The 13,037-nt window shown below is 62.2% G+C and carries 11 protein-coding genes; 6 read left to right on the forward strand and 5 right to left on the reverse strand.

The window, feature by feature from the left end:
• Positions 1-3 precede the first annotated feature (3 nt).
• Complete coding sequence (locus tag NCR98_RS07270) at positions 4-1,062, reverse strand: AI-2E family transporter (protein WP_244827876.1); 1,059 nt, start codon at positions 1,060-1,062, stop codon at positions 4-6.
• 258 nt (positions 1,063-1,320) lie between these two features.
• Here NCR98_RS07270 and rarD point away from each other — a divergent pair, with 258 nt between their 5' ends.
• Positions 1,321-2,196 carry an EamA family transporter RarD gene (rarD, locus tag NCR98_RS07275; protein WP_250525863.1) on the forward strand — a complete coding sequence of 292 codons (876 nt, stop codon included), beginning with the start codon at positions 1,321-1,323 and terminating at the stop codon, positions 2,194-2,196.
• Here the strand turns inward: rarD and NCR98_RS07280 are convergent, their stop codons facing one another.
• Entirely contained in the window at positions 2,197-3,192 is a 996-nt protein-coding gene (locus NCR98_RS07280; RefSeq protein ID WP_250509010.1) for an aldo/keto reductase, read from the reverse strand.
• 86 nt (positions 3,193-3,278) lie between these two features.
• Positions 3,279-4,664, reverse strand: coding sequence for a DHA2 family efflux MFS transporter permease subunit (locus tag NCR98_RS07285; protein WP_250525864.1), 1,386 nt, complete (start codon positions 4,662-4,664; stop codon positions 3,279-3,281).
• Between the two features lie 161 nt (positions 4,665-4,825).
• Between NCR98_RS07285 and NCR98_RS07290 the strand changes: the two genes are divergently transcribed.
• Together NCR98_RS07290 and NCR98_RS07295 are read left to right on the forward strand one after the other, a co-directional pair.
• A complete protein-coding gene (locus tag NCR98_RS07290) occupies positions 4,826-5,686 on the forward strand; it encodes a LysR family transcriptional regulator (protein ID WP_244827873.1) in 861 nt (286 codons plus the stop codon).
• A 185-nt stretch (positions 5,687-5,871) separates the two neighbouring features.
• Entirely contained in the window at positions 5,872-7,500 is a 1,629-nt protein-coding gene (locus tag NCR98_RS07295; RefSeq protein ID WP_250525865.1) for a tannase/feruloyl esterase family alpha/beta hydrolase, read from the forward strand.
• A 34-nt stretch (positions 7,501-7,534) separates the two neighbouring features.
• Here NCR98_RS07295 and NCR98_RS07300 read toward each other — a convergent pair whose 3' ends face one another.
• Together NCR98_RS07300 and NCR98_RS07305 are read right to left on the reverse strand one after the other, a co-directional pair.
• Positions 7,535-7,915: a DUF2917 domain-containing protein gene (locus tag NCR98_RS07300; protein ID WP_250464882.1), complete on the reverse strand. Its 381-nt coding sequence runs from the start codon at positions 7,913-7,915 to the stop codon at positions 7,535-7,537.
• Positions 7,916-8,242: 327 nt separating this feature from the next.
• The gene (locus NCR98_RS07305) at positions 8,243-10,195 is read right to left on the reverse strand and encodes a hypothetical protein (protein WP_250492394.1); all 1,953 of its coding nucleotides are present in this window, start codon (positions 10,193-10,195) and stop codon (positions 8,243-8,245) included.
• A 474-nt stretch (positions 10,196-10,669) separates the two neighbouring features.
• Here NCR98_RS07305 and NCR98_RS07310 point away from each other — a divergent pair, with 474 nt between their 5' ends.
• The 3 genes from NCR98_RS07310 (at position 10,670) to NCR98_RS07320 (ending at position 12,837) form a co-directional block, all read left to right on the forward strand.
• On the forward strand, positions 10,670-11,026 hold the full coding sequence (locus NCR98_RS07310; protein ID WP_250464900.1) for a YciI family protein: 357 nt from the start codon (positions 10,670-10,672) through the stop codon (positions 11,024-11,026).
• 114 nt (positions 11,027-11,140) lie between these two features.
• The gene (locus NCR98_RS07315) at positions 11,141-11,539 is read left to right on the forward strand and encodes a VOC family protein (protein WP_244827868.1); all 399 of its coding nucleotides are present in this window, start codon (positions 11,141-11,143) and stop codon (positions 11,537-11,539) included.
• Between the two features lie 71 nt (positions 11,540-11,610).
• Positions 11,611-12,837 (forward strand): RNA polymerase sigma factor, encoded by a 1,227-nt coding sequence (locus tag NCR98_RS07320; RefSeq protein ID WP_250525870.1) that lies wholly within the window; start codon positions 11,611-11,613, stop codon positions 12,835-12,837.
• The last annotated feature ends 200 nt before the right edge of the window (positions 12,838-13,037 follow it).

Raw genomic sequence — 13,037 nt, forward strand, 5'->3', positions numbered from 1 at the left:
GCTTCAGATTTCCTTGCCTTCCTCGTCTTGCGTGAAGATGTCCCAGCTTGCCATGAAGAGCGCCGCAACCAGCGGCCCGATCACGAAGCCGTTGATGCCGAAAAGCGCCATGCCGCCGAGCGTCGAAATGAGCACGACCCAGTCAGGCATCTTCGTGTCCTTGCCGACGAGAATCGGGCGCAGGACGTTATCCACGAGACCGATCACGACCACGCAGAATCCAACCAGCACGAGCCCTTGCCAGATCTGGCCGGTCGCGAAGAAGTAGATCGCCGCGGGCGCCCAGACCAGCGCCGCGCCGACCGCGGGCAGGAGCGAGAGAAACGCCATCAGCACGCCCCACAAGAGCGAGCCGTTGATGCCGAGAATCCAGAAGATGAGCCCGCCCAGCAAACCCTGCGCGGCGGCGACCGCGATATTGCCCTTGACCGTCGCACGCACGACGGTCGTGAACTTCGCGATCAGATGCTGCTTCGGCGCCGGATCGAGCGGCAAGGCGCGACGGATGCGCCGGCCGATCTCGCCGCCATCGCGCAGCAGGAAAAACACCAGATACAGCATGACGCCGAAGCTCACGACGAACTGGAACGTGTTCTGGCCAATGGACAACGCCTGCGCCGCCGCGAACTGGCTGATCTGCGCCGCGCCTTCCATGAGTCGACGCTGGATGCCAGGGATATCGTCGAGACCGTAGCGCCCGAGCATCTGCTGCACCGAAGTCGGCAGCGCATGCAGCACGTGCTGAAAGTACACTCCGAAATTCAGGTCGCCGCTCTTGATGCGCGCGTAGACAAGCGCGATTTCCTGCACGAGCGTCACGGCCACCACGGCCAATGGGATGATGACGATGAGAATCGCCGCGGCCAACGTCGTCAGCGCGGCGAGGTTGCGCCGCTTGCCGAAGCGCACGGTGAGCCAGCGCTGCATTGGCTGAAACAGGATAGCGAGAATCGCGCCCCAGAAGATCGCGCCGAAGAAAGGCAGGAGCACCCACGCAAGCGCGAGCGTGACGACGAACAACAGGATATGAAAGAAGCTTTGATGGACGGACTGATTATTCATTGGGACCGGTTAAGCGGAAGGGGAGCGGGCAGCGCCGCTCGAGTTCGCGCATGCTAGCACGCGGCTGCCGACGTCATTCATGCACTGCATTGGAGCGCTGTTTCGACCGGCGGTTCGGTCAGCGTTCAACCATTGACACCGCTCTCGACTAAAATCCGGCTTTCATTCCTTGCGGACCGCTTCCGGTTTCAATCGAGCCGGATGCAAGAGCAATGCGCGTTCCACGTGCGTGCCACGGTGCGCTTTATGTGTCGAACAATGAATCCTGGTGTCGTCTACGCATTCGCGGCCTTCGCGCTTTGGGGCCTGTTTCCGATCTACTTCAAGGCGTTGCATTCAATTAGCGCGCTAGAGATGCTTGCGCACCGCATGGCCTGGTCGCTGATCTTCCTCTTCATCGTCCTGACGGTGCGGCGTCAGTGGCGCTGGCTCGGCCCGGTGCTGCGCGACAAACGTCTGCTTGCGCGCTTCGCGGCGAGCGCCGTGTTGCTATCGACGAACTGGGGCATTTACATCTGGGCGGTAAACGACGGGCGAATCGTCGAGGCAAGTCTTGGCTACTTCATCAATCCGCTCGTCAACGTGCTGTTCGGAATGGCCTTCCTGCACGAGCGGTTGCGGCCGATGCAGTGGTTCTCCGTTGTCATCGCCGCGCTCGGCGTGCTGTGGCTCACCTGGGTGAACGGCGCGCCGCCCTGGATCAGTCTCGCGCTCGCGTTGACTTTCGGCGGCTACGGGTTGTTGCGCAAGACGGCGAAGCTCGGCACGCTCGAAGGGCTCACGCTCGAAACCATGTTGCTGTGTCCTGTCGCGCTGCTTTATTTATTCGTGCTCGGCGCGAACGGACATAGCGGTTTCCTGGATGCGTCCGTGGGCATCGAGGTGCTTCTCGCGGCGGCCGGGCCGATCACCGCCGTGCCGTTGCTGTTGTTCGCGGCCGGCGCGCGGCGCATTCCCTTGTCGATGCTCGGCCTGATTCAGTACATCACGCCGACGCTGCAGTTGCTCATCGGCGTGGTGATTTATCAGGAGGCGTTCGGGCATGACCGTCTGATCGGCTATGGCGCGATCTGGGCGGCGTTGGCGATTTATTCGCTCGAAGGCTTGTATCGGGCGCGGCCGGGGCGAGGGTGATCAACGCAACGCGTCACCCCATCGGTACTCCACCGTCAGATCGTCGAGCTTCGCCTTGAGTTCGGTATCGATCGGCTGATCCACTGTCGCGAGCGTCTCGTCGAGCTGTTCGACGCGGCTTGCACCGATGATCGCCGAGGTCACCGCCGGATTCGCCAGCACCCATGCAAGCGATGTGCTCGCAAGCGACCGGCCGTTTTCCTTCGCCACATCTTTCAGCTTTTCGATGGTCTGGAACTCGCGCTCATGCCAGTAGCGCTGCTGATACATTTCTCCCGCCTTGCCGACCGTCGCGGTAAAGCGTCCGTCCGAAGGCGCGGCGTCGTGCTTGTGCTTGCCCGTCAGCAAGCCACCCGCGAGCGGGTTATACGGAATCACGGCGAGCCCTTCTTCCACCGTCAGCGGCAGCAGTTCACGCTCGATCTGGCGAAACAGCAGGTTATAACGCGGCTGAACGGAAACGAAGCGGGCGGTGCGCAGTACATCGGCGCGACCTAGCGCACGTGCGAGCCTGTACGCCAGAAAATTCGATACCCCGACATAGCGTGCCTTGCCGCTTTTCACGATGATATCGAGCGCTTCGAGCATCTCGTCGAGCGGCGTGTCGCGATCGTCGTTATGCAGTTGATAGAGATCGACGTAGTCGGTGCCAAGACGCTTCAACGACGCGTCGATTGCATCGAGCAGATGCTTGCGCGATGCGCCCTGATCCCATGTAAGCGGCCCCATCGCGTGCACGGCCTTGGTGGCGAGAATGTATTGATGCCGCCGGCCCTTCAACCAGCGTCCGACGATTTCCTCGGTGCGGCCCGCGAGGTCGTTCGTCGCGCCGAGCGGATAAACGTTGGCGGTGTCGATGAAATTGACGCCCGCCTCGGCCGCGCGATCCATGATGGCGAACGACGCGTCTTCCTCCGTCTGCAAACCGAAGGTCATCGTGCCGAGGGTGAGACGCGAGACGGTGAGACCGGTGCTGCCGAATTTGCGATATTGCACGATTGCGCTCCCGAGGTTGAATAGCGATCGACAGGATAGTCTTTATGCGTGCCGCGCGCTCGGGGCTACCCGGACGCACGCCGCTATCAGCGCGCGGCAGGCGCGGGCGCGGCGGCGCGCGGCGCGTTGTCGAGCCGTCTGAACACGAGACCCGATAGCAACGTCACCACGCCCATGCACAGGAAGCTCAGTCTGAAACCGATCGCGCCCGAGCCGAACTGATGCTCGAACACCTGCACGAGCGACCCGCCGATCGACACGCCAAGCCCGATCGCAAGCATCTGCACCATCGAGAAGAGGCTGTTGCCGCTGCCCGCATCCTTGATGGAAAGGCCCTTGAGCGTGACGCTGTTCATCGCCGCGAACTGCATCGAATTGCAGGCGCCGAAGAGCGCGAGAATGGCGATCTCCACGACGAGCGGCAGCGACGGCGAAAACAACGCAAAGCCGATGATCGACGCGCCCACCAGCGCCGTATTCACCAGCAGAAAATTGTCGTAGCCATAGCGCTTGACGAGGCCCGCGATCCAGCGCTTCGACAAGGTGCCCGCGAACGCGATAGGCAGCATCATCAAGCCGGAATGCAGCGGGCTGTAACCGAGTTCGAGCTGCATGAGAAGCGGCAACAAGAACGGCACCGCGCTCGACCCGATCCGGCACACCAGATTGCCGATCAGCCCGACGCTGAAGTTCGGCTCGCGAAAGAGCGCGAGATGAAAGAGCGGATTGCGCTTTCTGCGCGCATACGGGATATACGCGAAGGCCGAGACGGCGGCCACGACGAACAGCGCCGCCGACACGAGCCCGCGGTGCGTTTGCACCGGACTATCCAGCGCCAACGAAAACGCCACCATGCACAGGGACAAGAGCCCGCAACCGACGAAATCGAAAGGCGGCGCGTTCCTGATGGCGTCGTCGGGAAGAAAGCGCCACACGGCATAAAGGCCGACCGCGCCGATCGGCACGTTGATCAGAAAGATCCAGTGCCACGTGAACGACTGAACGAACCAGCTGCCGAGCGTCGGACCGAGAATAGGGCCGACTTGTCCGGCAACCGAAATCATCGCGAGCGCGGACACGTAGGCTTCGCCCGTCATCGTGCGAAGAATGGCAAGGCGGCCGATTGGCAGCAACATCGACCCGCCGATGCCTTGCAGCACGCGCGCCATGACGAGTTGATCGAGCGTGTGGGCGCTCGCGCAGGCAAGCGAGCCGATCACGAACAACGTGATCGCGACGAAGTACACGCGCCGCGTGCCGAAGCGGTCGGCGAGCCAGCCCGAAGCAGGCGTGAAAAGCGCCATCGTGAGCGTGTAGGCAACAACGATGGACTGCATCGCGAGCGGCGCCGCGTGCAGATCGCGGGCGATGGACGGCAGCGCCGTATTGACGATGGTCGTGTCCAGCGCCTGCATGAAGAAGCCCACGGCGACGATCCAGAGTAGAGCCGTGTGCGATGACAGTTTGTTCATTTGAGGGGCGAAGTGGCAGGAAGCGGCGCGCCGCGAAAGCCTGACGAAAGGCCAGTGAAAAGCCCGCCAGCGCGCATTGTGAAATGTTAATGACTCCGCGCGCTATCGGGAAGACCGCTAACCGCATTGACTGTGATCGTGATTTCCGATCACAATGCCGCATGCTGAATCCCGTCTGGCTGACAACCTTCGCGACCGTGGCCACGTCGCACAGCTTTACCGACGCCGGCCGTCAGCTCGGTCTGCGCCAGTCGAGCGTCTCCGAGCACATTCGACGCCTCGAAGAAAGCGTCGGACGAAGGCTCCTCGTGCGCGATACCCATTCTCTCGCGCTCACGGCCGACGGAGAAGCCATGCTCGTTCACGCCCGCGTGATTCTCGAAGCGATGGCGCATGCGCAATCGCAGTTCAGTTCGCCGCGGCTGCGCGGACGCGTGCGGCTCGGTTCATCGGACGATCTGGCGCTCGGGCCGCTGCCGAGCGTGCTTGCCGCCTTTCGCGACACGCATCCGGATGTCGAACTGGAGATCACGATTGGCATGACGGGACGGCTGTATCAACTCGTCGACGCTGGCGAACTCGATCTTGCCGTCGGCAAGCGCCGTATCGGCGATGCGCGCGGCACGCGGCTGTTCAGCGGCCGACTGGAGTGGCTTGCAAAGCCAGGCACCATCGTCGATACGACTCAGCCCTTGCCGCTCATCTTGGTCGCCGAGCCGAGCGTGACGCGCGCTGTGGTACTCGATGCGCTCGCCATGGCCGGCGCGAGCTGGCAAACCGTCTGCACGAGCAGCAGCCATGCGGGCTGCATCGCGGCGGCGCGCGGCGGACTCGGGCTCACGGTGCGTTCGCATTTTCTGGCGGGACGCGGACTCGCGCCGCCTGTGAATCGCGAAGCGTTGCCGGGATTGCCGGAGGTGGAGTTCATCGCGTTCGGCGCGAAACATCTGAGCCGGCCCGCCGAGACCCTGCTTCAGTTGCTCGAAAGCAGCGACCTGCGCGGCGAATGGGACGGCGAATGAACGCTTCGACCAGAAGCGAAAGAGGGCAGGCGCGAGATGTGCGGCGGTTGTGCCGCAACAACGTGCAGCCGGTGCGATTGGCCTTCGCCGATCGCTTCTTATATATTGAGCGGCGTTCGAAGCGGCCAACCCATCTCGTGTCACGTCTTTGCTGTCTTTCATCTAGCTGTCTCGCGGGCCTGTCCATGAGGACATGGCGGCAGTTGCTCGTCTTCTTGGCGCTCGCCTTGTCGTTTGCGGGCGCGCATGCCGCCACGTATCTCACGAAGCATTGCGAAGACCTCGGTGGCAAGACGGTGCCCGCATCAATCATCGGTCTGCCGACGCGCGGCGCGCTGATCGAGAGCGCGTCGGTGACGAAGGCCGCCGCGCCGGGCAATCGCAACGGCGAGTATTGCCGCGTCACGGGCATCATCCGGGCAATCCAGGACAACACGCCCGACATCCGCTTCGAAGTGAATCTGCCGAGCCGATGGAACGGCCGCGCGTTGCAGATGGGCGGCGGCGGCTATAACGGCACGCTCGTCTCCGGCACCGAACCCATGCCTTTCGCGCCCGACTCGACGCCGCTCGCGCGCGGCTATGCGACCTTCGGTTCCGACTCGGGGCACTCGGGCAACGCGGGGCGCGCGGACTTCGCAGTGAACGACGAAGCCATCGTCAACTTCGGCTTCGCGCATCTCAAGAAGACCCGCGATGTCGCGCTCGCGCTCATCCAGATGGGCTACGGACGTTCGCCCGAGAAGACGTACTTCGCGGGCGGCTCGACCGGCGGACGCGAAGGCTTCACGGTCATCGAACGCTTTCCGAACGATTACGACGGCGTGATCGCCAATGCGCCGGCTATCAACTTCTCGGGCGTGCGGCTGATGGGCGTGAAAGTCGGGCAGGCGTCCTATGCCAAGCCGGGCGGATTCGTCGGCCTCGCGCAGCAGCGGCGGTTGTTCGAAACGGTCGTGCATGAGTGCGACAAGCTCGACGGCGCGGCCGATGGCATTGTCGGCAATGTGGAAGCTTGCCGGAAGCTCGAGCCGCAGATCATCGCGTCGTTGCGCTGCGCGAACGGGCAGCGGCCTTCACTGCGCGACAGTTGTCTTTCCGACGCGCAGATCGAGACGCTCGAACTCCTGCGCGATGGCCTGAAGCTGCCGTATCCGCTCGCGTATAACGTCGATACTTATCCGGGCTACAACGTGTTTCAGGGCGTCGATTTCTCCGGCACGCTCGGTCTCGGCGATTCACCCACGCTGCTTTCGCCGCCAACCTTCGGCGCCAATGGCTATCTCTTCGCGCAAGGCGACGCGTATATCCGCCACTTCGTCACGCGCGATCTCTCGTTCAACTCGCTCAATTTCGACCTGAACGATCCCGCGCGCTACAAGCAACGGCTCATCACGCTCGCCTACACGGTCGGCGCGATGAACCCGGACTTCGCGGCATTCATCGCGCACGGCGGCAAGCTGATTGCAATGCACGGACTCTCCGACGAAGTCATCAGCCCGAACCAGACCATCGCGTTCTTCAACGAGCTCATCGACAAGTACGGCCAAGACAGCGTCGATTCCTTCATGCGGCTTTACATGGTGCCGGGTTTTCAGCATGGCAACGGCGTATTCATTCCCGCATGGGACGAACTGGGCGCGCTCGACGAGTGGGTCACGAATGGCACGGCGCCCGAGACGCTCATTGGCAGCGACATTGCGCCGGCCACCAACGGACGCACGCGGCCGATCTGCCGTTACCCCGGCTATCCGCGTTACCTGGGTAAGGGCAGCATCAATGTCGCGGCGAACTTTCGCTGTGTCTTGCCTTGAATGCTTGCCTTGAGCGCCCGTCTTGAGCGCACGCTCAGAAGCTGGTCGCGTTCGCGGCGCGCGGCATGAAGCGCGCGAGAATCCGCGCCCAAGTGCGCGCCTTATTCTTGCGATACGACGTCAGCGATACCTCGACCGCGTGCTCGCTCTCCGACGACAACCACACGCGTTCGCCGCGCTTCAGGCGCACGATATCGCCGGGCTTCATCCAGTAATCGTAGGAATCCTGATGACGCGTGAGCCACACGGATGCATCGGCGATACGCAAGTCGGCATCGCGTGCAAGACGCCACGACACCGTCTGATGCGGCGCGACTTCGACATACACCACCACGCGTGCGCCGCTCGCATCCAGCTTGCCCGCTGCCACGCCGTGCAACACGCCGCGTTGTAGCACTTCCGAACCTTCTTCCATCTCGCTCTCCATGTTGTAAGCCGAAGACGGAAGGCCAGCACGCATCAAACAAAAGGCCCCGTCTTTCGGCGGGGCCTTCGGAACCAACTTGTCTGCTTGAGCCTTGGCTGCTAGCGCACACGTTCTCCCGATGACCCGCCATGCTTAATGGCGTTCATTGGGTTTTTAATCGCGGCGATGGCGAGGACGAGGTCTGCGTGCATGGAATGGAGTATCAGTTGGAACCAGGCGCGCTGTCAATATCGAGACAGGATTTTCAAAGCGATAAAAAACCCGGACCGCGTTGCCACGGTACGGGTTCTCTTCGTTCGAGTATCTCGATCGCGCTTAGTTGCCGCTATAACCCAGCGGCTTCGTCGTATTGTTCTTCGCGATGTCCGCCAGCGTCGACACGATATAACGCGGCGACTCGGTCAGCGTGAGCGTGATGCCGCCGTTGTTGTACGGCGCGCTCGACACGTTGCCCATCGGATCGATCAACGCCACCGTGCCCGCCGTGCCCGGCACACCTACCTGCAGCTTGTACGAGGTGTTGTAGCTCGAACTGAAGGTGCCGTCGGCCGCGGGCCACACTGCATTGTTATGCGTCCACAACGCGGTGATGATCTTGCCGCTGCCAAGCTGCTGGAATTGATAGGCGTACACGCCGGCCGGCAGGTTCTTGACCGGACCGAGCGTCACCGTGCCGTCGAGCACGCGGGTCATCGTGGCGACTTGCATCGCGGCCGGCTTCGGGCTGATGTTGGTCGTGCCGAATGCCGCTTGCGGATTGTCGAGGTCGAAGAACGTGCCGTAGCCAGGTTCGCCCGGGAAGTCCGGGCCGAAGAAGACATAGGTTTGATCCGCGCCTTCGCCGAGCATGATGATATGCGTACGCGCCACCACCGCGCCCTGTGCGTACAGAATGTTCGGCGACGGATAGTTCGGGCCATAGCTCGAACCGATGTCATAGCTGATACCCGTTTCCGTCACGAACAGCTTCATGTTCGGCTTGTATTCCTTCGCCATCTCCGCGCGCAGGTTGCGCATCTCGTTGAGCAGCGAATTCGCGGCATCGGCGGGGTCCGGGTCCGTGTGATGACGCTCCGGCGGATGCGAGGGCGACGTGCCCGCATCGTAATAACCGTGCGTCGCGATGCCGTCGATATATTGCGCGTAGCCCAAGGGCGCGAGGCGCTTGAGGCGATCCGTCGTCAGCGACGGGAACGGCTCGGCCGGGCCCATCACGACGGCGTGCGGATCTTTCGCATGCAGGCCCTGATACGCGGCCTTGTAGAGCGCGACGAAGTTGGCATCCGTGTCTTTCCACAGGATGTACGGCTCCCACGTCACCTGATAGTAGTTCGACGACATCGTCGGATAGTACTTCTGGCGAATCGCCTCGGTTTCCTGACCGACGCGCGACAGGTAGTTCGAGAAGTAGCCGAGATCGGCCGGCGCATAGCCGTAGTCCGGGCTCAGGCCGTGACCGCTTGCCCAGCCGGGAATGCCGTCGAGCCGCACGAGACGCATGACCTTGCCCGACGTGTAGAACGGATCGAGGTTGTTCGCGCTTGGGTTGAAGGTGTTGCGGCCGTTCGGTTCCATCACCGACATCTGACGATCGTCGATAGTCGAGGAAATGCCGAGCGCCGACAGCATGACGCCGTTGTCGTTGAAGCCTTGCATGCCGAAGCGATGTTGTTCCTGCTTCGTGTAGGTCACGGCCGGAATCGTGCCGCTCAGATCCGGCGTCACGCCGAAGCTCGCGAAGCCATTCGGACGCGTGCCCGAGGTTTGCACCTGACCGCCGCCATTGGCGAGCGTCGCGGACACGGCAAAGTAGCCGGCGAGCGTGGACGAGCAGGTGAGGGTGGTGGTCGTTGCAACGGAAGGCACCGCGAAACTGCCGCTCGCGACCGTCTTGCCGAGCGCATCGGCGATAGTCCACTTGAGCGTATCGGCGCTGCCGGCGCGCGTGGTGACGGCGACCTTGAACTTGGCGTTGATCGCGAACATGCGCGAACCGTCGCCCCCGGGGGTATCGACGGTAATCTTGCCGTTGCCGGCCGATGCCGACGACACCGCCGGCGAAGCACACGTCAGACGCAGATTCGAGGCAGCCTTGGCAACCGCTTGTTCGGTGGCATCGGCTTCGGAGCCGGAGGCGGCGGAGGCGTTTGCCACGCCGGCGGGGCCGGCGCTAGCCGCGCTCGTGGAGGCGGGAGAACCGCCGTCGCTGCCGCCGCAACCGGCAAGAGCGAGGACGAGCGTCGAAAGCAGGAAAGGACTTTTAGTCATCGATTCAAAACGCATAAGCGCAGATAAAACCAGGCGTTCATTTCGATTACGCCCAGCGATGCAAAAAGCATCTGGTTTTCGATAGGCGGGCTGGGTTCTGATAACGCCATCCAACCGGCTTCGACATGCACGCATCCCGCTTTTGCTACCCGAACGGTTGAACGCGCAAACGTTTGCTATATCGCTCGATATCGCGAGATAGAAGGGTGACGAAAAGCGGGTGGTCTGCTGGAACTAATGATGAGAAGAAATCGATGCAAGGTAACTATTGCTCGTTTCTAAGACATTTCCGACTCGTCTGAAGCAAATACTACTCGATGGATTGAATGGCGTTGAGTAATACTGAGTAACAAAATGTTACGTATGAGGATAGATTTTTGCTTGATTTCGCATGGCAAACCCACGCCAGCCTTGCCGATAGCGCCACGACGGTTTAACTTGAGCGACGCTAAAAAACTTTTCGTGGAGGTGGATGTGGCTTATCTGCTACTTGTGATCGAGCCCGTGGAGCAACGCAGCCAACGCACGCCAGAAGAGGGGCGCGAGGCGTATCGGCAGATGGGAGAGTTCGCCGACGGCCTGAAAGCGCGTGGCGTTTTGCGCGCATGCGAGTCGCTGACTTCGCTCAAGGATGCGTCGCGGGTTTCGCGGGCATCGGCGGATGACGCGAGAATCATCGACGGACCGTTCGCCGAGGCAAAAGAAATGATCGGCGGATTTTTCCTGCTCGATTGCGAAACGCACGCCGAAGCAGTTGAAATTGCCGCAACGTGCCCGGCGGCCGCGTGGTGCACGATCGAGGTCCGCAAAGTCGGGCCGTGCTATCTCTGAGGCGAGTTTCGCTGCTCCCGGGTGATTTCCTGTCGATCGACGGGCGCGTCGAACGTCGTCCCAATGAAGCCGGCAATTTCGCTCGTCTTTCCATTCGCGTCGGAGCCTTACGCCATGCATCAACAGATTTTCGTCAACTTGCCCGTGCGCGATCTGAAGCGCTCGATGACCTTCTTCAAGGAACTCGGCCTCTCGTTCAACCCGGCTTTTACCAATGACGATGCCGCGTGCCTCGTTATCGGCGAAAACATCTTCGCGATGCTGCTCGTCGAGAAGTTCTTCCAGACCTTCACCGCAAAAGCGATCGTCGATGCGCACGAGGCCACCGAAACGCTCGTGTGTTTGTCGTGCGAGAGCAGGGCGGAAGTGGACGACCTCGTCGCGAAGGCGTTGAAAGCGGGCGGGCGGGCGCCGCGCGAACCGCAGGATCACGGCTTCATGTATGGCCACGGCTTCGAGGATCTGGACGGTCACATCTGGGAACTCGTGCATATGAATCCGGAAGCGGCGTGAGCGAGCGTTCGGACGCCGGGCGGGCGGCGCAGTCGATCGCGACGCGCAAGACTATCGACGCGGTGTGGCGAATGGAATCGGCGAAAGTGATTGCGAGCGTGGCCCGCGTGGTGCGCGACGTCGCGCTTGCCGAGGAACTCGCGCAGGACGCGTTCGTCGCGGCGCTCGAGCATTGGACCGATGCGGGCGTGCCGGACAAGCCGGGAGCGTGGCTCATGACGACAGCGAAGAACAGGGCGCTCGACCGGCTGCGGCAGCACACGCTGCACGCGCGCAAGCACGAGGAACTGGGCCGCGATCTCGACGCCCAGGAGATGCACATCACGCCCGATTTCGTTGATGCCCTCGACGCGGCCCGCGAAGACGACATCGGCGATGATCTTCTACGGCTGATTTTCACGGCGTGTCACCCCGTTCTTTCCGTCGATGCCCGCGCCGCGCTGACCTTGCGCCTGCTCGGCGGCTTGACGACGGATGAAATCGCGCGCGCGTTTCTGGTGCCGGAGCCGACCATCGCGCAGCGGATCGTGCGCGCGAAGCGCACGCTGACGGCGGCGCGCGTGCCGTTCGAGGTGCCGCAGGCGGACGCGCGGGCGGCGCGGCTTGCGTCGGTGCTCGAAGTCATCTATTTGATTTTCAACGAAGGTTATTCAGCGACCGCCGGCGACGACTGGATGCGCCCCGCGCTCTGTGAAGACGCACTGCGTCTCGGACGCATTCTCGCCGAGCTGATGCCCACGGAGAGCGAAGTTCACGGCCTCGTCGCGTTGATGGAGATTCAGGCGTCTCGCACGAAGGCGCGTGTCGATTCCCAGGGACGGCCGATTTTGCTGCCCGATCAGGACCGCAGCCGCTGGGACCCGCTTTTGATTCGTCGCGGGCTGACGGCCTTGCAGCGCTCGGAGACCTTGGGCGGCGCGCGCGGCGTGTATGCGCTACAGGCGGCGCTTGCCGCGTGTCACGCGCGCGCACCGAGCGCCGACGCGACTGACTGGCTGATGATCGTCGCGTTATACGACGCGCTCATGCAAACGGCGTCCACGCCGGTGGTCGAGCTGAATCGCGCGGTCGCGGTGAGCATGGCTTATGGGCCGCAGGCTGCGCTCGATATCGTTGATGATTTGCGTAACGAGCCAGCGCTCAGGACTTATCCCTGGTTGCCGAGTGTGCGTGCGGATTTACTGGCGAAGTTGGGACGCAAAGATGAAGCGCGCGAGGAGTTCGCGCGTGCGGCTGCGTTGACCAGGAATGCTCGGGAGCAGGCGTTTCTTTTGGGGCGGGCGGAGGAAATGGGGTGATGTTGGGGTCGTGGTTGCTGTGTCTAATCTTTGAGTTTACATAAGATAAATTAGCGCAGATTTGCGTTGTAGCGGCTAGATTGTAATGTCCGCTTTTAGCCAGATTCAAATGTCCGCTTCGAGCCGCCTAAGCTTACCCCGCGCCGATGCTTCGGCGCAGGAGACCGCGATGGCTGCAACGGACACGATTACCATGTCGA

The sequence above is a fragment of the Caballeronia sp. GAWG2-1 genome (assembly GCF_023631405.1).
Classification (GTDB): domain Bacteria; phylum Pseudomonadota; class Gammaproteobacteria; order Burkholderiales; family Burkholderiaceae; genus Caballeronia.

Bases quoted from the DNA above. Each gene is read 5' to 3' on its own strand.
- rarD (WP_250525863.1), top strand. From the start codon at position 1,321: ATGAATCCTGGTGTCGTCTACGCATTCGCGGCCTTCGCGCTTTGGGGC.
- NCR98_RS07270 (WP_244827876.1), bottom strand. From the start codon at position 1,062: ATGAATAATCAGTCCGTCCATCAAAGCTTCTTTCATATCCTGTTGTTC.
- NCR98_RS07315 (WP_244827868.1), top strand. From the start codon at position 11,141: ATGCATCAACAGATTTTCGTCAACTTGCCCGTGCGCGATCTGAAGCGC.
- NCR98_RS07295 (WP_250525865.1), top strand. From the start codon at position 5,872: ATGAGGACATGGCGGCAGTTGCTCGTCTTCTTGGCGCTCGCCTTGTCG.
- NCR98_RS07305 (WP_250492394.1), bottom strand. From the start codon at position 10,195: ATGACTAAAAGTCCTTTCCTGCTTTCGACGCTCGTCCTCGCTCTTGCC.
- NCR98_RS07300 (WP_250464882.1), bottom strand. From the start codon at position 7,915: ATGGAAGAAGGTTCGGAAGTGCTACAACGCGGCGTGTTGCACGGCGTG.
- NCR98_RS07320 (WP_250525870.1), top strand. From the start codon at position 11,611: ATGGAATCGGCGAAAGTGATTGCGAGCGTGGCCCGCGTGGTGCGCGAC.
- NCR98_RS07285 (WP_250525864.1), bottom strand. From the start codon at position 4,664: ATGAACAAACTGTCATCGCACACGGCTCTACTCTGGATCGTCGCCGTG.
- NCR98_RS07290 (WP_244827873.1), top strand. From the start codon at position 4,826: ATGCTGAATCCCGTCTGGCTGACAACCTTCGCGACCGTGGCCACGTCG.